This window comes from Leptolyngbya sp. BC1307 (assembly GCF_002286735.1).
Classification (GTDB): domain Bacteria; phylum Cyanobacteriota; class Cyanobacteriia; order Phormidesmidales; family Phormidesmidaceae; genus Phormidesmis.
This window is the reverse complement of record NZ_NRTA01000030.1, coordinates 1-25,325: the sequence shown is the minus strand read 5'-3', so window position 1 is coordinate 25,325 and position 25,325 is coordinate 1. Positions and strand designations below refer to the sequence as shown.

Genomic DNA, 25,325 nt, shown 5'->3' with positions numbered 1-25,325 from the left:
TATCTGTAATGCCTACAGACGGCTGCTCTTAGCTTTTCCGAACCCAAACAAGCTGAGCAGCAGGGCCGTGCCGATCATGCCAGCGCCTAAGCCAAAGGCGAGCCAGATGCCGACCGGTAAGGCAATGGTCGTTGCGTTCAAAAAGGTGAGCGGAATGAGAGTAGCGTTTTGCACTGAGAGGATGGCGATCGCCACTACCAGCACCGCCGGAATAATCACCACTACAAGCTTCACCATGCCTTAGGACGCTCACAACTGAACTACATCATTAGCATAAGCGCTACCTGTCTGATTGGTTTTGAGTGACTTCTAGATAAATATGCTCCAGGCCAATCGGATGGCGCGAAATAGATTCCATCGTCAGGCCAGAAAAGCGGTTGAGCAGTTCGGGCAGCTCTAGCAGCTCAGGTACCCAGAAGGCCAGATCTCTGCCGTAGCGACGAGGGGTAAAGCCGTGAGACTGGGCGCGGGCGATCGCTGCTGGTTCGTCCTCGGTTTGAATCACGACGACTTCCTCTACGGGAATGCGCTGGCGTAAGGTTTCTAGAGTGCCTTCTGCAAGAAGTTGGCCCTGTTTGATAATGCCGATGCGATCGCACAGCCGCTCTACTTCATCGAGCAGATGAGTCGTCAGCAGTACGGTTACCCCCTGCTGCTTGAGCGAGCGAATTAGCTCCCAAACTTCATAGCGAGCTTCAATATCGAGCCCGGTCGAAGGTTCATCAAGCACGACCAGCTTGGGCCGGTGAATAATCGCCGCTGCCAGGCTCAGCCGCCGTTGCATCCCGCCGCTGAGATCACCGACGACGCTACCGGCCCGGTCTGCCAGATTGACCGCTGCCAGACAGTTCCGCACCTGCTGGGAAATATCTTTTTTGCCGAGTCCATAAATGCGGGCTAAAAATGACAGGTTCTCTTCACAGGTAAGGCTCTGATAGAGCAAATTTTGCTGAGGCATGACGCCTACTAATAGCTTAGTTGCCTGAGAGACCGGTTTTCCTTGAACCAAAATTTCGCCACTGTCGGGCTTTAGCAGGCCGCATAGCAAATTGAGTGCAGTCGTTTTTCCTGCGCCGTTGGGGCCGAGCAAACCGTAGATTTCACCCGGCTGTAGGGCTAGCGATAGCTCGCTCAGCGCCTGCCGCTGGCCAAACCGTTTTGAGAGGCGGGTGATTTCTAGCATGAAGAACAGTGCCAGCAGTTGAAAGCAGCCGCGAGCGTACCCAGCAGACTGCCGCTGACAATCATCCCGTATGTTCGATCTCGTTTTTTGTGCGCTATGACAGTTTTGAAATGCAGGGCATAGTTTTCAAGCCTAAAACTTCTTCAAGCCTAAAACTCTACGCCAGCTTGCGCCTTGATACCCTGCTCTTTGAAGGGATGCTTGATTAGGGTCATTTCAGTCACTAAGTCGGCCCGGTCTATCAGCGCTTGAGGCGCACCCCGCCCAGTGAGAATGACGTGACTCATCTCGGGCTTTTCATCTAAGCCTGCTAGCACTTGCTCAACTGAGAGATAGCCCAGCTTCAGCGCGATATTGACTTCGTCGAGCAGAACGGTACGGTAGTTGGCATCGCGAATGTAGGTGAGGGCTTTTTCCCAAGCGGCTTGAGCAGTTTGGATGTCGCGATCGCGATCCTGCGTCTCCCAGGTAAAGCCTTCGCCCATTGCATGAAACTGTAGCTGATCGGGCCAGTGGCTGAGCGCGGCCTTTTCTGCCGGTTCCCAGCCGCCTTTAATGAATTGCACAATGGCAACTTTGAAGCCGTGACCGAGCGATCGCAGCACAATGCCCAGCGCTGCCGTTGTCTTGCCCTTACCGTTGCCAGTATTCACAATGATCAGCCCTTTTTCGACGCTGCGGCTTTCCAATCGCTGCGTCTGCACCTCCTTACGGCGCTGCATTTTGCGCTTGTACTGCGTCTCACTCAGCCCTTGCTGAGTCGCTTCTTCATCGAGCTGAGTAGCGGTTTGGTCGAGTACGCTTTGATCGGAGTTGGCGGCAGTGGGGCTGTTCATGGTGAGGGCGGGATGGCAATTGTTAAGAGAAGTGGCCTAATTTTAGCGGCTGGTGGTGGCTAGAAAGTGCGCTCAAAAGTAGAAAACTGCCGGGTTTAGGAAATTCTCAGTCGCAAAACGCTCAGCCGCCTTGAGCAAAGTGCGATAATACAGGCTGTGCCGGTGCCGCTATGACGGCTGGCGGCGTGAATACCGATATCTTGGCCATCTGGCCACCGTTTTTGTTTAAGAGATTTTCACCTAGCATGACCTTCAAGCGTATAGTCCTCTCTTTTTTGACGTTTATCGTGGCATTGGAGATGGGCGCATCGCTCATTAGCAGCCTGAGCGAACCGCAGGTGGGCAGCCAGCTACAGCTCTATCAAACCGATTTGCTGGTGCAGGCCAGTGAGTGGCGGGGCAGCGGCCTACCTGAAGCCGAAGTGCAGCAGTTTCGCAGCGCTGTCTTTGGTAAAGACGCTCTAGAAACCGCTACTGAGCAATATCTGGAAGTGCGTGAAGCATCGGCTACCGGACTGGCCCGGCTACAGCAGATTGAAGAGACTTCGGAGGCCAGTGATGGCAGCAATTTACAGCTATCTGCCACGGCCCTAGCGCAGCAGCAGCAGATCAATCAGATCGATTTGCGGCTAGGCATGGTGCAAGCCCAGCGAGACCAGGTGACCAAGGCAATCCAAACCTGGCGACAGTTAGCTGACAGCGCCAGTGATGAGGCGATCGCCGCCGATACATTGGCCAACCTCTGGCAAACTCCTCCGGTTACCCAGCCAGAGACAGCAGCCGTTATCCAGGCACGGCTCAGCGGCTGGTTTCGCTATAGCGCACTCAAACGCCTTTACAGCGTCAATGATCAGAGCGAACAGCTAACACAGCTCGAAGCGTCAGAAAGCGTCATCGCTGAACGCACCTTGATCAAGCTGAGTCTGGTAGGGATACTGCCTTCTCTCGGCGGATTGCTGGGCACAGCCGGGCTGATAGCGCTGATCGGGCAGCGGCTGCTCAAAGGTAAAGAGACGGCTATTTTGGCCATTCCCGAAGGTCAGTGGCAGGTGCCCTGGGATTGGGAAGTAATTTGGCAGGTGATTGTCGGCGGCTTTTTGTTTGTGGGGCAAATTGTCTTGCCGCTGGGGCTCCAGGTTGGCTTAGCCGCCGGACAGTCTTTCTTACTGCCAGATGGAGGGGCAGATGCTGGACTGGCGATCGCAGGGTCTCTAGCACATTGGAGCCCTGATTGGACTTCAGACAGCCTGGTGATCGGTCTGACTAGCCGGGGCAAAGCCTTCTATTCGCTAGTGTTTTATGGATTGATGGCAGCCAGTACGCTGGGCGTCCTGTACTGGTCGATTAAGAGCTATTTGCCGTTGCCTAAAGACTGGTTTCGGCTCAAGCTATCGGGCAAATGGCCGCTGTGGGGGCTGGGCAGCTACTTTGTGGCCTTGCCTTTGATGGTGGTGGTTTCTTTGCTCAATCAACAGATCTGGCAGGGGCAGGGGGGTAATAATCCAATCTTGCAGCTAGTGCTAGAAGAGCGCGATCCGCTGGCACTGGGGATGTTTTTATTTACAGCGGCGATCGCGGCCCCGGTCTTTGAAGAAATCCTGTTTCGTGGCTTTTTGCTGCCTTCGCTGACCCGTTATCTGCCCGTCTGGGGAGCCATCGGCCTGAGCAGCCTGATCTTTTCGGTGGCTCACCTGAGCTTTTCAGAAGTGCTGCCGCTCACCGTACTGGGGGCAATTTTGGGGTTTGCGTATGTGCGATCGCGCAATCTGATGTCCTCTATTTTGCTTCACAGCGCCTGGAACAGTGTCACCATGCTAGGGCTCTTTGTCTTAGGCAGCGGCAGCAATTGAGCCGCTAATAGATAGAACCGGGTAGCGATGATCGCCTAGATGTCGTCTTTAGGCGGCCAATCGTCATCTGCTGCTTCGTCAGCCTCGTCAACGAGATCCTCTTCGGCTAGGCTGCTAGGCGGTTCTGCAGAGCCATATCCTCTGGGCTGTTCAGGCACCGCTGCGACAGGCGACTGAGTGGGTTCAGGCGGCGCAGGCTGTGGCGGTATGCTGACGGATGCTGTCTTCGTCTGACTAGCCGGGGGAGCTGATTCTAAGCCAAGCTGTTCGCGGGCCTGAGCCAGCAAGTAAGCCGCACCATCGCGCCCTGTACCCAGCAGGCTTTTGCCCGCTGCCGTGACTGACTTCTGGCTGGCTGGCTTAACCGCACCGCTACTCTGCCGGTCTACCCATTCGCGAATGCTCTGACCTGCCTTCATTGAAGCGTCGCCAACCCAAGCGCCAAAGACAAACACCGAGCAAACTATCAGCCAAACTAGCTGTGCTAATTCTGTGAGAAAAGTACCCGTGAGATTGAGCGCCTTTTGATAGGTCGCAGCGGTTTCGTTAGCGAACAAAAGATCCCAAATCTTGGAGGCTTGCGTCTGAATACGATCCATAGTTCTAAAAGAGATGAAGTGTCAACAGGATTGGTGATGAGAAGATAGACGAACAGCAGATGCCCCTACTTTGCTCAGCCAATGCCCTTTGTGGTGGCCTTTTGTGATGGCCCTTTATGGCGATCGCCCCAAGAGCGCTTCAGCAAAGCTACGATCAGTGATCTCGCTAGACCTATCAGGGTCAGCCTAGCCACCCCAGACTTTTTGTAAAACTGCCTCTGGTTGGATATCAGCTACCCGGCTGGTGTCAGAGGCAATGCCTAAAAACCGAGCTTCCTCACCTTCAACAGGCGGCAGCATTTCTTGGGGCTTGTGTGCGCCAAAGAGCGCCAGTGTAAATACTTTCAGGGCGACCGATAGCTGCATGATATAGCTATTGGGCGTCAGCACCAGATCGGCCCCAGCAATGATCGCTGCTGTCTGGCCAAGATTTTCTGCCATCGCCACAATCAGCTGAGAGTCGAGATTTTTTAGCGCGTTGGCCTGCTCTGTGCTGTGGTTAGTCTGCAGCAAAACAACGGGTAGCTGCGGCTGTTTATCGCGAAAGTCTTGAATCAGCTTTTGCCAGCTAGCCACCGGATAGTCGGCAGATTGGCTGCTGTCGCCGGCTTCTGGCCCCGGATACATGAGCACGTAGCCATCTTTTAGCTTGAGGCGATCGCGTAGCGCATTGGCCCAGGCAATATCGCCTTCGGGCACGTTGATCGCCGGTTCGGGAGTGGCCCCGTTGATTTTAATGGCGCTCAGCAAATCGTGATAGCGCTCGGCCCGGTACTCAGCCTTCTCAGGGACAGTCGCCGTAAAAAACCAGGGCGTGCCAGTGCTGCTGTAGGTGATGCGAGTGGGCACGCCGCTCAGCCACAGCAGCAGACCCGTGCTCCAGCGTGTATCGGTTGTGATCGCTACTTCGTATTCGCGATCGCGAATAGTGCCCAATAAATTAGCCCAGTCAGAGGGACTTTTTGCACCGGCAAACGGAAACGGAATAACGGTATCGACAATCTTCGAAACTCGGTAGGCAGGAGCTGACTTAGGTTCAACTACAACGGCAATTTCGGCGTTTGGATAGGCCCTTTTAATATCGTCTAAGGCCGGAAAAAACAAAAGCTGATGACTGATGCTGCCGGGGACTAGGGCCAGTATACGCATGCGGTTAAAATTCAATACTTTGATCCGCTCACCATTCTAAGGGACACCGGGGATGAAACACGATTACCGCCAGAAATAAAACCAAATTGCTGTAAAACGGTGTTTTTAACTACCAGTTAGGGTGTACATATGATCTGGGCCTGACCAATTTCTCGGGTGGATTTGGATATGCATTTACTTCTTCCGGCGGCTGGTGTAGGTCGTCGCATGGGCAGCGATCGCAACAAGCTGCTGCTGCCGCTCATAGACCGCCCTATCCTCGCCTGGACATTAGACGCTGCCATTGCCGCCAGTAGCATCGACTGGATTGGCATCATTTGCCAGCCGGTAGACCGGTCTGACTTTGAGCAAATTGTTGATCAGGTGCTCAGTCAGCACCAGCGGCCCACGCCCGTGGAATTTATTCCCGGTGGCGATACCCGGCAAGCCTCGGTATATAACGGACTGCAGGCACTCCCAGCAGCGGCTACTCACATTCTGATTCACGATGGCGCGCGCTGTCTGGCCACTCCCGATCTGTTTAATCGCTGTGCGGTAGCGGTTCGTCAAGTCGCCGGACTCATCGCGGCAGTTCCGGTCAAAGATACGATCAAGCAGGTCAACGCTCAGAAAATTATCACCCATACTCCCGACCGCGCTCAGCTCTGGGCAGCGCAGACTCCTCAGGGATTTGAGGTAGAGTGGCTGAAGCGATGTCACCGTCGAGGGCAGCAGCAAAACTGGCAGGTGACTGACGATGCCGCTCTACTAGAAAAATGCGGGGTGCCCGTCAGCATCGTTGAAGGGGAGGAGACGAACTTGAAGGTGACGACGCCTGTAGATCTGGCGATCGCCCAGTCCATTCTTCAGCAGCGTGCTAAAGCTTAGCCACTGTGCCGCCTTTGCTACTCACCTCCTGGAATATCTTACCGCCAGCACTGAAAAGCTCCCCCACCTCACAACTGTGATAGGGGAGCAACCATAATTGTCTCTAGCAGCGGTTCCAACCCGGTTTGTAAGTTGTGAAGCTCTCTGCAAAAAGCTTATTTAGTAAGCCTTTAGAGGTCGCCGCCACGCAGGGCCAGCAAAAATACAACCGCCGGGCCAGAAATAACCACCATAGCCAGCATGGTGAGCTGGGCAATCAAGACAAAATCAATATTACTTAGAAAGGCCATTTATCCTCCGAACAGTTCTAGCCGAACCAGATTGAGACAATTTCACTGCAAGCATTGTACCTGCTGAGGGCAGGTGAAATTAAACTTTGTTTACAAAATTCTAAGTTCTAGGAGCCCCCTTTCTCATGCGTTTTAGCCCTCGTTGCTGCGCTGAGAAAGCGCATCGCGGAGCGGGGTACGATACCTTATAGCAAGCTTCCTTTCTATGCAATGTTATCTATTGAGACCTTATGGCTACCTGGCAGTGTGTTAAAAATTGCGGTGCCTGCTGCCAGCTTGACCCAGCAGACCGCCCCGACCTCGACGACTATCTCACCCCTGCTGAGCTAGCGCTCTATATGAGCATGGTTGGCAAAGACGGCTGGTGCATTCACTACGATGTGGCGCAGCGCGAATGCCGCATTTACGACCAGCGGCCCAACTTTTGCCGGGTGGAGCCCAAGACCTTTGAGCACCTCTATGATGTAGCCCCTGCAGAGCTAAATGACTTTGCCATAGAATGCTGCGAGCAGCAGATCACCGGCATTTACGGTAGCCACAGCGAGGAGATGACCCGGTTTTATCAGGCGGTAGGCGTAGACAGTAGGGTGATTGAGCTAACGGCTGAAGATTGATCCGCATAGGCGGCTAACTTGCTCATTGAGATTGCGATCGCGGACAGCTTTGCAGATAATGAAACAAATATGAAATTGCTCGTATGGTCTCTTCTTCCGACTCAGCTTCCTCCAGAACTTCTGAAGACCCGTTAGCTGCTGATGAACCTGATGAGCTAACTGAATCGGCGATTCAGCCGCCTAGCGTGTTTTGGAGCGTGTTTCTATCCACATTCGTCACCATTTTTTTGGCGGAGCTAGGCGACAAGACCCAGGTCACTATTCTATTGATGAGTGCAGGATCGCAGTCGCCGCTGACGGTATTTGTAGGGGCAGGTCTAGCGCTGATTGCTACAAGCTTGGTAGGTGTGCTGCTCGGGCGGTGGCTAGCTAAGCGCGTGTCTTCAGATACGCTGGACACTTGTGCTGGAATTTTGCTGCTGCTGATTACGATTGGGCTAATCGGCGATATTGTCGGGCAGTGAGTATGTCCTACATCTGAAGATTACGTTCCTATGCATTGAGAGAGTATGGATTTTCAGCTTCTGCTAATCAGCTTTACAGCGGTCTTCATTTCAGAGCTGGGCGATAAGAGTCAGCTAGCGGTGATCGCCCTTGGCGGATCGTCGTCTTCGCCGAAAGCCGTCTTCTTTGGCACCGCTAGTGCCCTGCTGCTCGCCACCTTGATCGGTGTGTTGCTGGGAGAAAGCACCGCCTTGCTGCTGCCAGACAAAATCGTTAAAGGCGTAGCGGCGATTGGCTTTGGTCTACTGGCAGTCCGACTACTGTGGCCTGAGAGTGAAACGCCCAGCGAAGACTAGCGATCAGGTTGAAAATATCTAGCGTCGGATTCGCACCGTAGGTTACTCGAACGTAGCTGCTACGTCGCGGTAGCAAAGCTTCACCAGCCAGCCAGCCGCAATCAGTTTGACGGCTTCTAGCCCCCAGTAAAAAGCATGTAGGTAGCTCATTGCCCGAGGCATGGGCTGAGCTTGGCCGCCGAAAGAGCCGCTCAAGTCGAGACCGAGTGCGCCCATATGAGGCGTAAGAACATAGGTGTAGATGAAAGCGATCGCCAGCAACGCGCCGCTGATCATCAAAGCCCATCGGCTCTGAGAACCGCTAGCAACCACATCAAACTGCCCGCGACGCTGACGCAGTGCCAGCAAACCCGCCAAAATCGCAGCGGCGCAGAGCAGCTCTACCCGGTTAAAGATCCCAAAAATGCTGTACCCGGCAGTGGCAAACTCGGGGCCTTTCATCATGCCAGATTCGTACATCACCGGCATTAGCAAAAAGTCTAAAAGGGCGCTGCTGCTCAGCCAAAAAGTCACAATCAAAAGGACTAAAGCATCCCAATTAAACTGTCTCAAAGAGAGTTTAGAAGTGGTCATCATTACGATTTCCCAAGGTTTAATAGCTACTTTCACCTTAGCGAAAGTAACCTGCCTCTCCCGTGAACATTTCTTGCTAAAAAACTAACTGGCTAAAAATAATTTTGCATCGCTTAATGCTTTTTAAGAACTCGGCAGCACTGCTTGAAGTTGAGGCTCGACGCCTGCTGCTGAGGTTGTGATGCGGCGTGATGGTGAAGCCCCTCTTTCAAAGGAATACTTACTCGAAACCTTAGCTTCGGCAATGCAAATGCATTACTATTGACTAAGTAGTAAAGCCTATAACCGCAGTGCCACCATGACTGAGACCCTATTCGCTGTCGCCGAATCAACACTGACCGACCGATATCAAACGACTGTCCCTAGCTCCGTTCGTAAGGCGCTCGGGCTCAGCAAGCAAGACAAAATTGCCTACCACATCGGCGCAGATGGCAAAGTCTACATAGCGCGCGCTGAAGAAGAAGACCCCGTCCTGGAAAAGTTTTTAGCTTTCCTGGCTAAAGACATTGAACAAAACCCTCAAAACCTGAAGCCTATCAGCGCTGAATGGGTAGATCGATTGAAGTCTTTACTAGCTAACATCGAGACTGGAGAACTCAACGCGCCACTTCCAGGCGAGGACGAGTAGTCAGCAGTATCGTCTATTTTTTCGATATCACCTGGAGAGCAAGGTCATTGTCTTTGGCTGGGTGAATGATCCTGAGACCAAGTGGGCGTACGATAGCAAAACAGACGCCTATCGACTTTTCAAAAAGATGATTGAGCGCGGCAATCCGCCTAATGATTGGGATGACTTGCTGAGCGCGGCTCAATCTGAGAGCTGCCGTCTGGAGAAAATCATGGATCAGCTTTAGGGTTTTGCTCGTTTGAGATTCGTCAGGCTGTATCGGGAGATGTCAATGCAAAAAATAATTGGATCAAGGGGGCGGCAGTGGCTGACTGTGGCGGCAGTGCTCCTGGCGATCGCCATCAACGCCCTCTCAAACTTTTATCCGCCCGCTGGAAAAAACATTGGTGAAGTCTCAAACACGACTTTTGCCGATGTGCTGATTACGCCCGCTGGCTACGCCTTTGCAATTTGGGGGCTAATCTACGTCGGGCTGATTGCCTTCAGCCTCTATCAGGCTTTGCCCGCTCAGCGACAGCAACCGGCGATTTCTCAAGTTTCCTGGGCGGTGATCGGCGCTTGTCTGCTGCAAATTCTGTGGGTGTATGCCTTTTTGACCGCTCGCTTTTGGCTATCGGTGGTGCTGATGCTGGGCATTCTGGCCTGTCTGATAGCGGCCTATGTGCAAACCCGCTCAGTGCGGCCTAATCGCGCCGTGCGCTGGCTGCTGAGAGCGCCTATCAGCGTCTACTTCGGCTGGATTACCGTGGCAGCCGTCGTCAATATCTCATCGGCGCTGATCATTAGCCTACCCGCTGTCTGGTCAACCGTATTTGCAGGCTCAGTCGGGCTGACGGCGGTAATGATGGCAGTCAGCGCCGGACTGGCGGCGATAGTAGCCTTGAAGTATGGAGATGCGTTCTACCCTGCTGTGACCGTTTGGGCCTTGAGCGCGATCGCCGTGCGTCAGTCCGGCAATCTGCTGCTGGCCGGTCTCGGGGTCGCCTTGTCCGTCGGCCTGAGCGTTGTGATCGTGCGAATTATGACGGCAGGGCGACGCACCTCAGAACCGACTTAGCTGTCGCCGTGTATGGTCTTCACCCATTTCAATCGCTTGGGGCGCACTGAGATCCGCATAGCCATCGTGGCAATCACCAGCACCCAGTGCAGCATGTACAGCGTCCCCCGCACAGTTTGAATAGCCGCGCTAAAGATAGAGGTTTGTTCAGCCCGGCGTAGGGTCGTAAACATGCCGATGCCAGACATCGCTACGGTGAGAGCCGTGACGGGGCCAAATATCGGTAGACGATGACGAGCCAGGGCGATCGCCACATCGGGCAGCGCCACCGCCGGCATCATGTACTGAATCACCCAAAAACTGGCCATATCAATTGATTTTCTCCAGCCCAGGCGATTTTGAGCAAGCTGCCGCCAGTAGTCTAAGTAGCGCTGAAAGCCGCCTTCTGCCCAGCGGTTGCGCTGATGCCAGAGCGATAGGGCACTGGTCACGCCTTCTTCTTCCACCGCTGGCGTGAACAATAGCCCAATATCCCACTGCTGCAGATGGAGCTGAATGGTCAAATCCAGGTCGTCGGTAATCGTCTCTTCATTCCAACCGCCGCACTGGGCTAGAGCGCTCCGCCGCACAAACTGACCATTACCGCGCAGCTCACCGATGCCGCCGACTGCAATCCGCCGCTCCTGCATGTAGCTATCGAGGGCCATCTCTGCCTTTTGGCCGCGCGTCCAAAAATTGGTTCTGACATTGGCGATCGCCTTACGTACCTGCACCGCCCCAACCTTCGCATAGCCCAGCGCTGGGTCAAACAAAGGCACCACATGACGCAACAGATCACCCGGCACATGAGCATCCGCATCAAATACGGCCAGGATATCAGCCTGAGTTTTAGGCCACACCAGGTTAAGCGCGCCAGATTTGCCGCCCACTGCCTCCGGGCCTCGATGCACCACCTGCAACCGCGGATAGCGCCGGGCGAGATCGTCGAGTATCTGAGGCGTTTGGTCAGTGCTGTAGTCATCGATAATCCACAGGTCGTAGCGAGCCGCCGGATAGTCAATGTGCAGCAGAGACTCGATCAGTTTGCCGATGACGCGCTCCTCATTTTTAGCGGCCACCAGCAGAGAGACATAGGGCCACTCAGACAGCTCTTGAGCCGTTAGCTGAACTGAGTCATCGGTTTGGCTAGAGGGCAGTTGCTGCGGTACGGCTAACGGCTTAGCGAACATCACTCGCAGCGCTTGAATGCTCAGCAGACCGGCAAAAAGCAGCCCCAGTCCGTGACCCCAGGCTACGCTATGCAGCAAAGCGGTAATCACCCAGAGAGTCACCAGCGCGATCGCGGCCTTCAGCCGTCGTCCGGCATATCCCTTAAACAGTTCAACCTCGAAGGCCAAATCAGACTCCAGGTCCAATTCAGAGACATCGGGCTCGGCGAAATCTGACATACTTAGTTTTGTTTAGATCCCTTAACAAATAATCTTAATTTAACCATACCCCCTTCGCCGTCTGTGCTGACCTGCCGTTAATCAACCGTCTAAATCCGCCCAATCTTCTAGCGATTTCAGCGTCAGAATCGCTACCTCAGCGCCGGACTACAGACTGCCCTTCTCAAGGTTAAAGGCAACGCTGATGGTCAATTCTTAGAACAGGCGGGAATTCTGAGGCAAGATTTACAGCAAAGCGCGGATGCATTCGCGCTTTGTGGAGCACTTTGCCTATTGCTGTATATGGCTTACAGCCAGTAATGCGGCATGAAGCCAAGTGACCAATGCTATATATTTGCACATGCACCCATCAGGGAAGTTCACAGCAGCTATGTCTCTTCAATCTATTCAGCCTGCTACCAAGCCAGAAGCTAGCGTTTATCTACCGTACTATCAGGGCAAAAGACGCAACGCTTTGCCCTACGCTATCGGCCTTTACAAACAAGGTAACATCGAGGGCGAGCGCGAAATTGAGGGCACCGACAGCATCCCTTTCTTAGCTACCTGGAATGTATCTATGCTGCCTGCTGACCTTACCCGCTGCCGCATGCAGTTCGACGGTGACGCTGACCTTACCTACGAAATTACCCTGGCAACCTTCGAGTTTGTCGACTTCTTAATCAGTATCGTCGTCCTGATGAACCAGGAAAAAGTTCCTGACTTTGATAAAAGCTTCTACCGCAAGCTGCTGCGCATGGACGCATAGATAGCCACAGGTATTTATCGTCACTGAAGCCACTGACCAGTCCTGAGCCACCGCCTGAGCCCCGATAGAATTAGGGCAAAATGACCTCAAATATTATGAAGACCCACTTCGAGAGCTAGCTAACCCCGATGAGCGCAGGTTGGTTGGCTCTTTTAATTTTCTCGCCCATCTCCGTAGTGAACATGGCAGAATGATTGAATGATCTGGGTTTAACTACCAGCTACCCTATATTCAAAGATATCGCGTCAAAGATATCGCGTCAAAGATATCGCGGCATAGCAAAGGCGTATCTGAATCGCCTGATGCGCTATGTCTGCCATGTTTGGATGTATGGCGTTTTCGCGCTGCTTGGATCACCGCTGCGCTGTTTGCTGGGTTATTCTCTGAAGTCATTCGTACCCGCCATCTGAGCGTCACGCTTATGCAAGTGATCTCTCATCTGTATGGCCAAAGCTATCGTTTAAGGAGTTAGGCGTGCCCCAATCATCGAGCCGGATATCAGATCGCTCAGCTAAGCATTTGCTTATTGGGTCAATTGAGGCATACAGCGGTAAGTCAGCGACCGTATTGGGACTGGCCCTGCAGATGCGTGCTCAAGGGCTAGATATTGCCTATGCTAAGCCAATTGGCACTTGCCCGAGCGAGGGGGTTGACCAGCTCGATGAAGATGTCCGCTTTATTAGCCACACGTTAGGATTGAGCGCTGAGCGAGTGCGGCCCACCCTATTTTCGCTGGATGAAGCGACTATTCAGCAGCAGCTCTCTAAAGAAAAGCTGGTCTACCGTCAGGAGGTGGAAAGCGTTTTGGCAAGCCAGGGCGAAGACATTCTGCTAATCGAAGGGCCGGGCAACTTAGCAGAAGGGACTTTGTTTGGCCTGTCGCTGCTGGATATGGCTGAAATGAGCCAGGCGTCGGTGGTGCTGGTGGCGCGCTATCAATCGGCTCTGATTGTCGATCAGCTGCTGGCAGCCAAGCAAAAGCTAGGGGATCAGCTTTTGGGTGTGGTGATTAACGACGTGCCTGCAGCGCTGATGGAAACGGCGCTAAATCCGGTAAAAGCATGCCTGGAACGACACGATATTCGGGTGTTTGGCATTTTGCCGAGAACGGCGATTATGCGCAGTGTGAGTGTAGAGGCGCTGGTGCATCATCTGCAAGCTGAGATTCTTAATAGCCCTGGCCGGATCGATCAGATGATGGTCGAAGAGATTTCGATTGGGGCTATGAATGCAAATTCGGCGCTGCGCTATTTTAACCAGGCGCATAATATGGTGGTGGTGACGGGGGGCGATCGCTTCGATATCCAAATGGCCGCGCTCGAAAGCTCCACTCAGTGCTTAGTCCTCACCGGTCGCCTGTCTCCCCGCAAAGACGTACTAGACCGGGCGCGCGATCTGGAAGTGCCGATTCTCTCGGTAGACTTAGATACGCTAACCACTGTCGAAATTATCGACCAAGCTTTTGATCAGGTACGGCTGCATGAGCCGATTAAAGTAGAGTGCATTGGCTACCTGATGGAGCAGCACTTTGACACGCAGCGGCTGATGGATGCTTTGGGCCTGAGCCCGGCGGTTACTGCCTGATGGCTGTCTGTGTGACAGTTGCCTACACAACCCAGACAAAACTAATCGTCAGACTAAACGCCTTGAATCGGGAACTGAATCCACAGGGCTTTATGAGAATTTTCAAGGGTTTGGTAGAATTGCATAGTTTATTTTTGTGTGCCCTTTACCCTGAGATAGCCATTGAGTCAGTCAGTCGAAAATCCGCTTGATTCCGTTAAGGTAGATGACTTTTTGCAAGAGCTGGCGACGATTCAGCAGTCTGGCTCAAAGCGCATTGCCATCTTGGGGTCGCGTCATGTCCCGATCACCCATCAAAACCTCATTGAGCTGATGAGCTATGCCCTCGTGCTGGGCGGCAATCGGCTGATCACCTCTGGCGCAACGGGCACTAACTCAGCGGCAATTCGGGGAGCGATGAGAGCCGACCCCAACCTATTGACGGTAATTTTGCCTCAGAGCTTAAGAAAGCAGCCGCGTGAGTCGCGTGATCAGCTAGAGCTAGTGACCAATCTGGTCGAAAATGAGGCGAATGACACGCTGCCGCTGGCCGATGCTAGTGCTATGTGCAACCGGGAAATCATTTCTCGCTGCCAGCAGCTGATTTGCTTTGCTTTTCATGACAGTGCGACGCTGCTCAAAACCTGTCACGATGCAGAAGATCAGCGCAAGATTGTGACGCTCTTCTATTTTGACTAGACTCAATGCAGGCAAGCAGTTCTAACCTTTGTGAATTTTGTGGATATCTTGTATTCTCTGCCGTTTGTTTCTCCGGCGAATTTGCTGCTTTGTAGTATTGCGATCGCCGCCCTCCTGATCTATTTGCCCTTTTTGCTAGTGGGGGTAGGTCGGGTGCAGTCTGGCTACGATATGGGTGCGCCCCGGGCCATGCTCGATAAGCTGCCCGACTATGCCAAGCGAGCGACCTGGGCGCACCAAAATTCTTTTGAGTCGTTTATTCTCTATGCGCCTGCCGCGCTGATGGCGTTTACGGTAGGGTTGCCCGCAGAGCAGGTGGCGGGCACTGTCTTAATCTACATAGCGGCCCGGATTGCCTACGCTGCGTTCTATATTTTTGATGTGCCGATTTTGCGATCACTCTCCTGGGCCATCAGCATGGGCAGCATTTTTTCTTTATATTTCAACAGCATTCAGGCAGCTTTTGTATAATAGTTGACGTTCGCGATCACCCGCCCCCCTATGGCTTCTACTTATTCTTTTGATGTTGTCAGCGATTTCGACCGCCAGGAACTGGTCAATGCCCTGGACCAAACCCGCCGCGAAGTCAAAAGCCGCTACGACCTCAAAGATACTAAGACCACGCTCGATCTCAAAGAAGACAGCATCGACGTAGAAACCGACAGCGACATGACCCTGAGAGCGGTGCATGTGGTCATGCAAACCAAGGCCGCAAAGCGCAACCTGTCGATGAAAATTTTTGACTTCGGCGATATAGATGCGGCTAGCGGTAGCCGGGTGCGGCAGGAGATCAAGCTAAAAAAAGGCATTGAAAAGGAAGACGCTAAGAAAATTTCTAAGCTGATTAAAGACAACCTGAAGAAAGTACAGGCGTCTATTCAGGGCGACTCGGTGCGCATCTCGGCTAAAGATAAAGACGATTTGCAAGAGGCGATCGCCCTGATCAAAGCCGAAGACTGGCCCATGGCTTTGCAATTTGACAACTATCGCTAGAGCGCTCTACACTTTTGGCAATGAATTCAGTTAGATATCTAAAGACATCCATCTGGCTTGAGAGCGGTAGCCTAGCTTGCGGTACAGCTTTAGAGCAGACGCATTATCTTCAAATACTTGCAGACCAATTTGACGGTAACCCTGCTGAGCGGCCCACTGATGAGCATGATGCATCAGGGCGGTGCCGAGCCCTTGCTGGCGATGGTCAGGATTTACATACAGCAAAAATACGTAGGCCTGTTTGAGTCCGCTGCGCTGGTCGATAGCCTCTCCTAGCCATAAGCAGCCTGAGGGCTCAGGTCGATTTGTCCCTGGCAGACCAGCAGGCAAGGCAGCTGTCCGCGCCTCAACCAGCCACCACAGCTGAGCGCTGGCCGAAAAATGGCGCTCTACCGTATCAGCCAGGTGAGCGCTGGCATCAGTTGCGCCTAGTTCGCGGTAGGCCCGCTGCATAAACTTAACGAGGCGGGCTCTATCTAGTGAAGAACCCGCCTCTAATCGATAGTTGGCGGGGATAGGACAGTCGGTCACTAGGAGAGTAGAGAAGCGGCGGCGGGTGAATTGGCTGGCAAAACAGAGACGGGTTGCTCAATGGGAGCCGGGGCCATCATATCGCTAGGCAAGAAAATGCGGGCGCTGACAGCGAGTAAAGCCACTGCAAAAATCAGAAAGATGAATAGAGGAGCGATGTACTGACGAAGGAAACCCATAGCTGTCAACGAAGTTGTATAAATTGGTGTTAGCTCTATTCTACAGGCCCAGTTCCGACCTGTTGACTAGCCATCTTCTGTGCCAGGTCGCCCCATCGGAAAGGCCGGTCGTTTGTTGAGCTGCCGCAGCCAATAGCCGCCGATGACCGCCGATATCAGCGATATCCAGCCTGTGAGCGACTGAAAGAGCAAAAAGCCACCGACGGTGAACATCAGGCCAAAAAGCAGCAGCAGCGCCGCTAGCACCCGCTGAATGTCGAGCCCTAGATTTTGCTGAGGCGGTAGACCCGTTCGCTGCCTTTGCTGCTGCCAGCCAGGGCCAGCAGGCCGCACCTTGGTATAGAAGCGGTCGAGCGTTTCGGGGCTTTCGGGCGGGGTCAGGAGCATGGCCGCGACCCAAAAGACGGTGGTAATCGCCGAGGTGACCAGCAGCCGCAGGCCAAAATCTTCGATAGTGATAATCGGGACAATGCTAGTGAGCAGGCCCACAATAAAGCCACCCACCATCGCCGCTAGTTCAGCCGCCGCGTTGATGCGCCACCAGAACCAGCGCAATATCAGCACCAACCCTGGACCCGTGCCAATGGCGATCACCAGCCGGAAGACGGTGGCGACATCGGTTGCGATAAAAGCGGCCATCGCCCCCAACACCGTCACCAAAATCGAAGCCACCCGTCCGGCAAACACCAGCTCTGCCTGAGTCGCTGCCGGGCTGATGAACCGACCGTAGAGGTCATTGGTCAGATACGACGCGCCCCAGTTAATCAAGGTAGACACCGTGCTCATGAATGCGGCAATCAGTGAAGCCACCACCAGCCCCAGCATAATCGGCGGCAAATAGTCGAGCATAAGAATGGGATAGCCCAGCTCCCGATCGGCTAAATCTGGGTACAGGACGACCGCTGCTAGAGCGACGATAATCCACGGCCAGGTGCGAACCACGTAGTGCAAAATATTGAAAAACCAGGCGGCTTTCTCAGCTTCGGCCTCTGTTTTAGAAGCAGCCAGCCGCTGGACAAATTCACCGCCGCCGTCGCTGCGTCGAAACGACCACCACTGCAGCAGCACGTAGGCTAAGAAGGTGCTGGAGGGAATCCCGGCCAGAGCGCTCCACTGAATGCCGCCGTTAAAGCTGACCGGAAAAAAGCTGAGCATGTCTGGATTGGTTGCGGCTGTGAACTGATCGACGAGCGATCGCATCCCTCCAATCTCCGGTGAATTGACTGCAGCGATCGCCACCACCACCGCCCCAAACAGCGCTAGAAAAAACTGAAAAAAGTCAGTCGCCACCACGCCCCACAGGCCAGAAAACCCTGCGTAGAACAGCACCAGTACGCTAATGCCGATCACGCTCCACAGCTTGAGATTGGTATTTTCGCCCGGATCAACGCCCAAACTCTGCCATAGCTGTAGCGCGTCGACCACTTTAGTCATCGCCAGCATCGCGTAGCCAATGCCAATACAGTTAATGGGTACCGCAAATAAGAAAGCCTTGACCCCTCGCAGCACCGCCGCCGTGTTGCCGCCATAGCGCATCTCCGTTAGCTCCGCATCGGTGACGATTTCAGAGCGCCGCCACATCCGCGCAAAGACGTAGATCATCACCACATGGGCCATGCCAAAGCTCCACCATTCCCAGTTGCCTGCAATGCCGCGATTGCCCACAACCCCAGCAATGTAGAGCGGCGTATCAATCGAAAACGTAGTCGCGGCCATGCTGGTGCCCGCTAGCCACCAGGGAAGCGATCGCCCCGACACGAAAAAGTCCACCAGGCTACCCGAGGCTTTGCGAGAGAGATACACCCCCAGCACCATCGTCAGAATGAGATAGCCAATGACAATTATCCAGTCAATCGGTTGCATAGGCGCAGCTTGCGTAAAGAGGTCGCTGTGATCATGCCACGCCACCGCACCAGACAGAAATTTCTGTCACGGCTCTTCAACGCAGACAAATGTGCAAAGTCGTCATTGTATTGATCCGGGCAGTCAAAGCTATAGTGGCTAGACATACCTTTTCCCAAATGGGCATCACGGATAGCCGTCATGACAGTTGCTACTAAAAGATGGACGCTGGCAGAATATCTCACCTACGATGACGGCTCGGATTCTCATCGTTATGAGCTAGAAAACGGAGAGATTATTAGGATGCCGTCGGAAAGTCATTTGAATCAGGCGATCGCCGTTTTCTTACTGTTTGCTTTCGGTGAGTTTGTGCCTCGATCTTTGCTCCGGTGGGCCACCGAAATCGAAACCAGCGGTTCTGGGGCTACGGTTCGCATTCCCGACATCATGCTGCTAACTGAAGAGCTTGATGAGGCTATGAAAGGCGCGTCGCGTGGTCTCGTCCGCGCTGATATGCCTTCCCCCCAGATAGTCGTAGAGATTGTTTCTCCAGGCAAGAAAAATCAAGATCGCGATTATCGCTACAAGCGATCAGAGTACGCAGCGCGAGGCATTCTTGAATACTGGGTAGTCGATCCGAAGCAGGCTCATATAATCATCCTGGTGCTGGTAGACGGGCTATATGAGGAGGCTGTTTTCACAGGGCAGCAGCGGATCGAGTCGGCTACTTTCCCGCAGCTTGACCTGACAGCCGGTCAGGTACTGCAAATAACCTGACCGGCTGCTACGGTTTGGGCTCACAGCCTAAAAGTAACCATCCTGCTCAATTTCCTCAATCACCTGCAAACCGCGCGAATCGCCAATGCTCAAAATAGCCGCGCGAGCATCTTCTTTGACGCCCAGCTCTTCATCTTCGGCGAAAGCTTCAATCAGCGCGTCAACCGCAGTGGCATAGACAACGTTTGAAGGCAGCTCAGTACAAATTTGCCCAATCGCCCAGGCGCAGTTGCTGCGCACCGCCGACACGTCGTCTCGGCGCAGACCGCCAATCAGCGGTGGCACGGCTTTGATCATGGATGCGTAGTCGATTTTGGGTGTTTGTCCCAGGGCGCTAGCGGCCCACAGGCGGACGGCGGAAATGTCAGTTTTTAAGGCGTTACACAGGGTGCTAACGGCACGGGCGTCGCGAGTATTGCCCAGCGCCCAGACAATGCCTTTGCGGGCATAGCCATTCCAGTCGCGGTGAAACTGAGCAATCAGTGGGTCAATGGCCATTGGGCTAGTGTTACGGCCTAGCGCGTAGGCTGTGCTCACCCTGACTAGCGGGCAAGGGTCGGCTAACATGCCGATCAAAAAGGGAATAGAGCGCGGGTCTTCAATTTCGCAAAAGGCGCGGGCACCGAGCATCCGCTGCTGCTGGTCGGGGTGGTGGAGCAGCAGCAGCATGTTGTCGGCATTAGGCTTGGGTGCTTCGTCTTCGCCGAGGGGGGCGATCGCATCCAACGGATCAAACGGGCTCTCCCGACCGACCTCAGCATCTAATACTGCTAGCTCGTCATCATACATATTCGCTGGCATGTCCACTGGTCGCCTGCTGCCTCACAAAACCCTTTAGTCCTCTGTAGGGGCAGCCATCTGCCCCCACCTTATTACATTCTAAATCTCAGATAGTACGCGACGAGCGGCGGCCAGCGTATTCTCGATGTCCTCATCGGTGTGAGCCAGGGAAGTAAATCCGGCTTCAAACTGAGAGGGGGCCAGGTATACGCCGTTTTCTAACATACCTCGGTGGAAGCGGCTGAACTTTTCGAGATCAGACTTCTTCGCCTCGTCGTAGTTGTGAACGGGCTCGCTGGTAAAGAACATGCCAAACATGGCGCTGATGTTGCCGCCTGTGACTTCGTGACCCGCTTCACGCGCTGCCGTCAAAAGTCCCTGGCTGAGCTTGTGGGTAATCTGCTCTAGCTGCTCATAAGCGCCAGGACGACGCAAAATCTCCAGCGTTTTGATGCCCGCTGTCATCGCCAGCGGATTGCCAGAGAGCGTTCCAGCCTGATAGACCGGGCCTGCTGGGGCAATCATCTCCATGATTTCTCGCCGACCGCCGTAGGCTCCAACGGGCAAGCCGCCGCCAATTACTTTGCCCATCGTGGTCAGGTCAGGGGTGACGCCAAACTTCTGCTGGGCACCGCCGTAGGCAATGCGGAAGCCGGTCATCACTTCATCAAATACCAGCAGCGCGTCGTTTTCGCGGGTGATTTCTCTTAGGCCCTCTAAGAAACCGGCATCGGGCGTGATAAAGCCAGAGTTGCCAACTACGGGCTCTAGAATAACGCCAGCAATTTCTCCGGGATTTTCGGCAAAGAGCTTTTTGACTGCTTCTAAGTTGTTGTAGGGCGCATTTAGCGTGTCGGCAGTGGCGGCTTTGGGGACGCCGGGGGAGTCGGGCAGGCCCAGTGTGGCTACACCAGAACCGGCTTTGACCAAAAACATGTCGGCGTGGCCGTGGTAGCAGCCTTCAAATTTGACAAGTTTATTGCGACCGGTGAAGGCCCGCATCAGGCGGAGAACGGCCATGCAAGCTTCTGTGCCGGAGTTGACGAAGCGCACCATTTCAACGCTGGGCACGGCGTCGATCACGGCTTCGGCTAGCACGTTTTCTAAATAGCAGGGCGCGCCAAAGCTGGTGCCTTTATCGATTGCGGCTTTGAGCGCGGCGATTACTTCTGGGTGGGCATGGCCGCAGATGGCTGGCCCCCAGGTGCCGACGTAGTCAATATATTTGTTGTCGTCAACATCCCAAACGTAAGCGCCTTTGACGTGGTCGAAGACGATGGGCTGACCGCCTACTGAGCGAAACGCCCGCACGGGTGAACTGACGCCACCGGGCATCAGCGACTGGGCGGCGGAAAAGATTTCGTTAGATTTGGTCGTTTTTAGGGTCGTGGTGGTAACCAAAACGCGCTCCTTGCGGTTAAAAAAAGGGGGTTAGTCGCTGGCAGGGCTAAGTCTGCTCACGCTGTGACAAGTTTTGTCTAGCAAATGGTCTGTATCTGAGTCGCTGCCTGAATAGGCTGACGCTAAGCAGTATTTTTTATCCTAGCGTGTCCTTCCGGCTTGTTTCACGGTGTTAAGGAATGTAGAGCGCAACGCTAAGAACCAAAATGGCTGGCGTGTTCTCATAGGGCACTGTGAGGTTGATCAGTTCAAGAGGAGGTTGAAATATGGCTGTGCCAAAGCTGAATAAAAGCCGGCTAAAGACCTAGGCTGTTAATCGTCTCGAAAACCCCGTTTTTCGCTAGTTCACAGGTATTGCTTTGACTCGTTGATGAGGGGCATCAGTAAGTTTGACAGCTTGATGAACTGCGATACAAACGTATTTACAATATAAATACGTTTACCTATAATGCACCTTATGGATGTGTACTTTCCACTCAACGGCATTGCTTTCGTTTGGAATGAGGAGAAGGCAAGAGCCAATCCGCTCAAACATGACGGCATCACCTTTCCTCAAGCCGCAGAAGCCTTCTTCGATCCGCTATTGGTCGTCATTGATGCCAGTCGCAACGATGAAGCCAGGGATGCTGTCGTTGCTCTAGACAAAAGGTGGAACCTCTTGTTTGTTGTGTTTGTTGAACGCGAAGATGACTACATCCGTATTGTCTCTGCCCGCGAAGCTACCCGAAAGGAGCGTGAATACTATGAAGCCTGATGCTCTCAAAAAGCGACTTAAGCGCGATCGCCCGATGACTACAGTCACGATTCGGATGCCTGAGGATGTGATTGAAGACTTAAAGCGTATAGCCCCTATCTTGGGGTTTTCTGGCTATCAGCCGCTTGCGCGGACATATATCGGTCAAGGGCTACGTACCGATATGGAACGCCTGGAGAACGACACCCTCTCGTCCTTGATTGACAGTTTGAAACGTCGCGGTGTCGGTGATGACGTGATTCAAGCGGCTCTCAACGAAGTCGTGAAAGGATAAAGTTGCTAGGAATGCTCATTGCGGAATTGGCAACTCTTGCAGCGAAGGCAAGCTTTGGCCTCGCCATCGTAGGATTGACCAAGCATATGCCTTACGTAGCATCAGCCGATCAGCCGATTGTCTGAGCGTTGATAGTTCCTGGCGCTCTGGCTCCGTCAATTGACCGTCTTCATGTTTTTCTAACAGTTCTACTTGTCGCACATGGTCGGCTGGGCCTACTTCAGATTGAGCCACCCTTAGCAGGTCTTCGGTTGCTAGCGTTTGCAACTTAAGCAGCTCTGCTCTCAGTTCGGGCAGGGTATCTTCCACAGAGGGCGGAAGGTTGCTAATCACGCTTTGAGCGGCAAGCGTCGCAATTGGCTGCGCCGTTTCCTCGGCAATCCGGGCGAGTTGCCGATACACAGATTCGGGTAGCTCAATTTCTACGCGCTGCATAACCATAGGTCTAATTCAACCTGTAATAGCTCCTCAATTTTAACGGTGCTGAGAGCTAAAATTGCTGGTGTGTTCTCATATGGCATATGTGAGGGCTGAAGACGCCTTATATCAAACAGATACGCAAATTTTTAAAAGATTGTGATTTAGAGCCTGGGGAGAGCACCAAGAATGGCAACTGTTAAACATATTCAGCATGAGGGCTATGTGGCCGAGGTGAGCTATGTGCTTGATCTTGTTAGCTCTGCAGCTTATCGTTCAATGCATTGAGTATCTCGTCGACCTTTGCAACATTTACAAAGAATCTTGCCGGATAAGCATTTGTATAGTTTGTTTCAATATATTGCTCAACTTCGTTAACAATTAGATCGAGTTTCTCTGATAGAAGCTCTTCATTCGGCAAAATTAACTCTGTAGCAGTTGCTATGTTACTCACTCTATTCAAAAGAAGAGCTGTCATTACTCTATTAGCATGAGTAATAATAAGGCGGCGTTTTCTATGCGTATTTTTGTCTGTTGCGCTCATCTTAGCATTTACAAGTCGCTCAATCATACGAGTGTGAATAACAGAATTGATCACCTTGATGCCTGAAGTTGTAGGGTTAAAAACACTTTTATAGAAAGAGCCATCTAAGTTCTCGAAGAATCGTCCTCTTTTATCTTTCAATGCGGCAATAACAGATGCCGACATGGTCAAGCATGCTAACCCATCAAGTGCCTCGTCTAAATCGATAGTATTTGCATCAATATGAATGCTTTGACCAGCTGTTCTTAGCAGTTGGTATTGATAATTCTCAACAGCAAGTTCTTTTGAAATTCTTAACTGCTCAGTATGTTGTGAGGCGAAGTCTCTTCCTAGAACTCTATTTTGATGATTATTTGCTTTAGTGATAGCCGTAGCAACTTCTGCATTTTCAATGTCAGCGACCTTGATGAACCTTGCGGGAATTTTTATCTGAGCGAGAGTATTGTTCTCTTCAGAAATGTTTTTAAATATATGGCCAATGGTGCTGACGGTTTGAGCACCATTGATGACACTCACATTCGAAAATTTAAACGTCCCTTTTGTGGTGTCTCTATTGGCATTGCGGCGATGCGGCGATATGTCTGAAACTAACAACGTAATTCCGTTGTTGTAATACCAGAACATCTCTGGATTATTGGTGGCAGTATTTCTAATTGACTCGTTAACGTCTGTACTGCCCAGTAGGTTTCTTATGTTTTTCGCAAATAGACGAGTTCCATGAGCTTCCCACCACTCTGATATTTGGTCGCCGCTGATTTGTCCATAGAATGCTAGGTGTGGCTCGGTTTTTTCCCCATAGTTTTCTATTTCAACGTCATCAAGATCGATATTTACGTGTGTTCCAGTTTGTAGCCACTCTGTCAAATCTTCGGCAGAGACAAGATGTACTTGAAACGGAAGATCATCCTGCGGGGTATTTTCGGGGGCAAGAGCTGCTGAATTTAGTTCATCTTGCCACCTTTGCATATCACCTAGAATTGCCTCGGCAGCACCACGCTTCCCTGTGTGCGCCATTACAAATAAAAATTTATAATTTTGAGATTCAAGGCCGATTTCTATATCACTAGCCATTTGTCGCAAAATTTGATCAAATCGAGAATATTCTTCTCGCTGAAGTTTTTCGCATGCATCCTTGAATGCAAGAAAATCGTCTTTTGTCCAGGTACTACTACCTTTTTGGTTGAATTTTGACTGAACTACTACAACTCTTTTTTCACTGTGATTGACGCATAAAGCATCAATGCCACCATCTTCAGAACTATCACATACACTTTGTCCAGCCGTAGCATCATCTACTACAGCCAAGTTATATATTGAAAATGCAGCTATAGCTCTACTAGCCATTTTGATCTCATAATCAACCTGACTGGACTTACATTCGCGTTTGTGTATGAAGGCTTGGAATCTCTCTCTAAATGATTTGCCAAGGCGTTTGGCAACAATATGAGATGTAGCTGCAGCCGGAGTTGCATTATCTGCGATTCTTATATCTTTTACAAAAGCCATAGCTGTACCAGTTAGATACTCTTTAGACTAATACGTACACGAATCGCAATAGCTCAATAACCGCTGGTAGAAGGCAAGCTTGTTTTAGCTTGCAACAAAACAAGCCGACTCAGCAGGCAGGGCCTGAGCCGTTGCCTGAGCCGCTCTTTGTCTAATGACATCAGGCAACAAGGGAACAGTGTCATCGTGTTTGAGCCTGGAGGTCAAATATTGCCAGAACGAAAAGCCCAGCTTGCGACAGGTTTTTTTGAGGCCGACAAAGGTGTCACGCGCCTGCCTGCCCAAGTCATGGCGAGTGGTGCCACTAATCTTACGACGAGTGACCATCTCGCGAATATCAGATTCAGCGGCATTGGTATGCAAAGGCAGCGCTGGCATCTCCAGGACGCGCAGGAGTTCTGCCTTGTGGTTGGTAAACTGCTTGAGCACCGCGTTTAAGGGCGCATTGTCCTCGAAGGTCTGTGCAAAGATGGCATCAAAGCCTCG

32 protein-coding genes are annotated in these 25,325 nt (G+C 52.5%); 16 read left to right on the top strand and 16 right to left on the bottom strand.

The genetic code is table 11. The annotated features are described in order from the left end of the window. Positions 1-12: 12 nt before the first annotated feature. From CKL79_RS15405 to cobO, 3 genes are all read right to left on the bottom strand, one after another. On the bottom strand, positions 13-237 hold the full coding sequence (locus CKL79_RS15405; RefSeq protein ID WP_121970467.1) for a DUF1049 domain-containing protein: 225 nt from the start codon (positions 235-237) through the stop codon (positions 13-15). A 43-nt stretch (positions 238-280) separates the two neighbouring features. Next, positions 281-1,183 (bottom strand): ABC transporter ATP-binding protein, encoded by a 903-nt coding sequence (locus CKL79_RS15400; RefSeq protein ID WP_121970466.1) that lies wholly within the window; start codon positions 1,181-1,183, stop codon positions 281-283. A 149-nt stretch (positions 1,184-1,332) separates the two neighbouring features. Further along, positions 1,333-2,019: a cob(I)yrinic acid a,c-diamide adenosyltransferase gene (cobO, locus tag CKL79_RS15395; RefSeq protein ID WP_121970465.1), complete on the bottom strand. Its 687-nt coding sequence runs from the start codon at positions 2,017-2,019 to the stop codon at positions 1,333-1,335. Between the two features lie 245 nt (positions 2,020-2,264). Here cobO and CKL79_RS15390 point away from each other — a divergent pair, with 245 nt between their 5' ends. Beyond that, complete coding sequence (locus CKL79_RS15390) at positions 2,265-3,869, top strand: type II CAAX endopeptidase family protein (RefSeq protein ID WP_121970492.1); 1,605 nt, start codon at positions 2,265-2,267, stop codon at positions 3,867-3,869. Between the two features lie 35 nt (positions 3,870-3,904). On the opposite strand, the gene CKL79_RS15385 is transcribed toward CKL79_RS15390, so the two are convergent. Both CKL79_RS15385 and CKL79_RS15380 read right to left on the bottom strand, forming a co-directional pair. Further along, entirely contained in the window at positions 3,905-4,468 is a 564-nt protein-coding gene (locus CKL79_RS15385) for a hypothetical protein (protein WP_121970464.1), read from the bottom strand. A 186-nt stretch (positions 4,469-4,654) separates the two neighbouring features. Further along, positions 4,655-5,617 (bottom strand): glycosyltransferase family 9 protein, encoded by a 963-nt coding sequence (locus CKL79_RS15380; protein ID WP_121970463.1) that lies wholly within the window; start codon positions 5,615-5,617, stop codon positions 4,655-4,657. 168 nt (positions 5,618-5,785) lie between these two features. Between CKL79_RS15380 and ispD the strand changes: the two genes are divergently transcribed. Further along, complete coding sequence (ispD, locus tag CKL79_RS15375; protein ID WP_121970462.1) at positions 5,786-6,484, top strand: 2-C-methyl-D-erythritol 4-phosphate cytidylyltransferase; 699 nt, start codon at positions 5,786-5,788, stop codon at positions 6,482-6,484. A 170-nt stretch (positions 6,485-6,654) separates the two neighbouring features. Here the strand turns inward: ispD and CKL79_RS15370 are convergent, their stop codons facing one another. Further along, the gene (locus tag CKL79_RS15370) at positions 6,655-6,774 is read right to left on the bottom strand and encodes a photosystem II reaction center protein Ycf12 (protein ID WP_121970461.1); all 120 of its coding nucleotides are present in this window, start codon (positions 6,772-6,774) and stop codon (positions 6,655-6,657) included. 230 nt (positions 6,775-7,004) lie between these two features. Here CKL79_RS15370 and CKL79_RS15365 point away from each other — a divergent pair, with 230 nt between their 5' ends. The 3 genes from CKL79_RS15365 (at position 7,005) to CKL79_RS15355 (ending at position 8,188) form a co-directional block, all read left to right on the top strand. Continuing rightward, positions 7,005-7,388, top strand: coding sequence for a YkgJ family cysteine cluster protein (locus tag CKL79_RS15365; protein ID WP_121970460.1), 384 nt, complete (start codon positions 7,005-7,007; stop codon positions 7,386-7,388). Between the two features lie 83 nt (positions 7,389-7,471). Beyond that, on the top strand, positions 7,472-7,852 hold the full coding sequence (locus CKL79_RS15360) for a TMEM165/GDT1 family protein (protein WP_121970459.1): 381 nt from the start codon (positions 7,472-7,474) through the stop codon (positions 7,850-7,852). A 45-nt stretch (positions 7,853-7,897) separates the two neighbouring features. Beyond that, positions 7,898-8,188 (top strand): TMEM165/GDT1 family protein, encoded by a 291-nt coding sequence (locus CKL79_RS15355; protein ID WP_121970458.1) that lies wholly within the window; start codon positions 7,898-7,900, stop codon positions 8,186-8,188. Positions 8,189-8,230: 42 nt separating this feature from the next. On the opposite strand, the gene CKL79_RS15350 is transcribed toward CKL79_RS15355, so the two are convergent. Continuing rightward, complete coding sequence (locus CKL79_RS15350) at positions 8,231-8,764, bottom strand: DUF4149 domain-containing protein (RefSeq protein WP_121970457.1); 534 nt, start codon at positions 8,762-8,764, stop codon at positions 8,231-8,233. A gap of 295 nt (positions 8,765-9,059) precedes the next feature. Between CKL79_RS15350 and CKL79_RS15345 the strand changes: the two genes are divergently transcribed. Genes CKL79_RS15345 through CKL79_RS15335 form a run of 3 tightly spaced genes read left to right on the top strand, consistent with a single transcriptional unit; the run spans position 9,060 to position 10,446 of the window. After that, the gene (locus tag CKL79_RS15345; RefSeq protein WP_121970456.1) at positions 9,060-9,389 is read left to right on the top strand and encodes a type II toxin-antitoxin system PrlF family antitoxin; all 330 of its coding nucleotides are present in this window, start codon (positions 9,060-9,062) and stop codon (positions 9,387-9,389) included. Further along, on the top strand, positions 9,349-9,615 hold the full coding sequence (locus tag CKL79_RS15340) for a type II toxin-antitoxin system YhaV family toxin (protein ID WP_121970455.1): 267 nt from the start codon (positions 9,349-9,351) through the stop codon (positions 9,613-9,615). The genes CKL79_RS15345 and CKL79_RS15340 overlap by 41 nt, the downstream gene beginning before the upstream one ends. Before the next feature lie 45 nt (positions 9,616-9,660). Next, positions 9,661-10,446 carry a tryptophan-rich sensory protein gene (locus tag CKL79_RS15335; RefSeq protein WP_121970454.1) on the top strand — a complete coding sequence of 262 codons (786 nt, stop codon included), beginning with the start codon at positions 9,661-9,663 and terminating at the stop codon, positions 10,444-10,446. On the opposite strand, the gene CKL79_RS15330 is transcribed toward CKL79_RS15335, so the two are convergent. Continuing rightward, the gene (locus CKL79_RS15330; RefSeq protein ID WP_121970453.1) at positions 10,443-11,834 is read right to left on the bottom strand and encodes a glycosyltransferase family 2 protein; all 1,392 of its coding nucleotides are present in this window, start codon (positions 11,832-11,834) and stop codon (positions 10,443-10,445) included. The two genes, CKL79_RS15335 and CKL79_RS15330, sit on opposite strands and share 4 nt — an antisense overlap. Before the next feature lie 370 nt (positions 11,835-12,204). On the opposite strand from CKL79_RS15330, the gene ebsA reads away from it, so the two are divergent. The 5 genes from ebsA (at position 12,205) to CKL79_RS15305 (ending at position 15,834) form a co-directional block, all read left to right on the top strand. Then, positions 12,205-12,579 (top strand): type IV pilus biogenesis protein EbsA, encoded by a 375-nt coding sequence (gene ebsA / locus CKL79_RS15325; protein ID WP_121970452.1) that lies wholly within the window; start codon positions 12,205-12,207, stop codon positions 12,577-12,579. A gap of 474 nt (positions 12,580-13,053) precedes the next feature. Continuing rightward, entirely contained in the window at positions 13,054-14,163 is a 1,110-nt protein-coding gene (locus CKL79_RS15320) for a phosphotransacetylase family protein (RefSeq protein WP_240518881.1), read from the top strand. 162 nt (positions 14,164-14,325) lie between these two features. Next, complete coding sequence (locus CKL79_RS15315; protein WP_121970451.1) at positions 14,326-14,841, top strand: DNA recombination-mediator protein A; 516 nt, start codon at positions 14,326-14,328, stop codon at positions 14,839-14,841. Positions 14,842-14,880: 39 nt separating this feature from the next. Continuing rightward, positions 14,881-15,312 carry an MAPEG family protein gene (locus CKL79_RS15310; RefSeq protein ID WP_205879110.1) on the top strand — a complete coding sequence of 144 codons (432 nt, stop codon included), beginning with the start codon at positions 14,881-14,883 and terminating at the stop codon, positions 15,310-15,312. Positions 15,313-15,342: 30 nt separating this feature from the next. After that, a complete protein-coding gene (locus tag CKL79_RS15305) occupies positions 15,343-15,834 on the top strand; it encodes a YajQ family cyclic di-GMP-binding protein (protein ID WP_121970450.1) in 492 nt (163 codons plus the stop codon). Between the two features lie 30 nt (positions 15,835-15,864). Here the strand turns inward: CKL79_RS15305 and CKL79_RS15300 are convergent, their stop codons facing one another. The 3 genes from CKL79_RS15300 to CKL79_RS15290 form a co-directional block, all read right to left on the bottom strand. Continuing rightward, entirely contained in the window at positions 15,865-16,365 is a 501-nt protein-coding gene (locus CKL79_RS15300; protein WP_240518880.1) for a GNAT family N-acetyltransferase, read from the bottom strand. Continuing rightward, entirely contained in the window at positions 16,365-16,544 is a 180-nt protein-coding gene (locus CKL79_RS15295; protein ID WP_121970449.1) for a hypothetical protein, read from the bottom strand. The genes CKL79_RS15300 and CKL79_RS15295 overlap by 1 nt, the downstream gene beginning before the upstream one ends. 66 nt (positions 16,545-16,610) lie before the next feature. Further along, positions 16,611-18,407, bottom strand: a complete 1,797-nt coding sequence (locus CKL79_RS15290; protein ID WP_121970489.1) for a sodium:solute symporter family protein — start codon at positions 18,405-18,407, stop codon at positions 16,611-16,613. A gap of 180 nt (positions 18,408-18,587) precedes the next feature. Here CKL79_RS15290 and CKL79_RS15285 point away from each other — a divergent pair, with 180 nt between their 5' ends. After that, positions 18,588-19,163 (top strand): Uma2 family endonuclease, encoded by a 576-nt coding sequence (locus CKL79_RS15285; RefSeq protein ID WP_121970448.1) that lies wholly within the window; start codon positions 18,588-18,590, stop codon positions 19,161-19,163. 27 nt (positions 19,164-19,190) lie between these two features. On the opposite strand, the gene CKL79_RS15280 is transcribed toward CKL79_RS15285, so the two are convergent. Then, positions 19,191-19,952, bottom strand: coding sequence for a HEAT repeat domain-containing protein (locus CKL79_RS15280; protein ID WP_121970447.1), 762 nt, complete (start codon positions 19,950-19,952; stop codon positions 19,191-19,193). Positions 19,953-20,042: 90 nt separating this feature from the next. Next, entirely contained in the window at positions 20,043-21,344 is a 1,302-nt protein-coding gene (gene hemL / locus CKL79_RS15275; RefSeq protein WP_121970446.1) for a glutamate-1-semialdehyde 2,1-aminomutase, read from the bottom strand. A gap of 457 nt (positions 21,345-21,801) precedes the next feature. Here hemL and CKL79_RS15270 point away from each other — a divergent pair, with 457 nt between their 5' ends. Both CKL79_RS15270 and CKL79_RS15265 read left to right on the top strand, forming a co-directional pair. Continuing rightward, entirely contained in the window at positions 21,802-22,098 is a 297-nt protein-coding gene (locus CKL79_RS15270) for a BrnT family toxin (RefSeq protein ID WP_121970488.1), read from the top strand. Next, positions 22,088-22,372: a hypothetical protein gene (locus tag CKL79_RS15265; protein WP_121970445.1), complete on the top strand. Its 285-nt coding sequence runs from the start codon at positions 22,088-22,090 to the stop codon at positions 22,370-22,372. Before CKL79_RS15270 ends, CKL79_RS15265 begins: the two co-directional genes overlap by 11 nt. Positions 22,373-22,387: 15 nt before the next feature. On the opposite strand, the gene CKL79_RS15260 is transcribed toward CKL79_RS15265, so the two are convergent. The 3 genes from CKL79_RS15260 to CKL79_RS15250 all read right to left on the bottom strand — a co-directional run. Beyond that, on the bottom strand, positions 22,388-22,813 hold the full coding sequence (locus CKL79_RS15260) for a hypothetical protein (protein WP_121970444.1): 426 nt from the start codon (positions 22,811-22,813) through the stop codon (positions 22,388-22,390). A 232-nt stretch (positions 22,814-23,045) separates the two neighbouring features. Continuing rightward, positions 23,046-24,839, bottom strand: a complete 1,794-nt coding sequence (locus CKL79_RS15255; RefSeq protein WP_121970443.1) for an AIPR family protein — start codon at positions 24,837-24,839, stop codon at positions 23,046-23,048. A gap of 84 nt (positions 24,840-24,923) precedes the next feature. Further along, the coding region (locus tag CKL79_RS15250; RefSeq protein WP_240518737.1) for a transposase at positions 24,924-25,325 on the bottom strand (402 nt) is incomplete at its 5' end.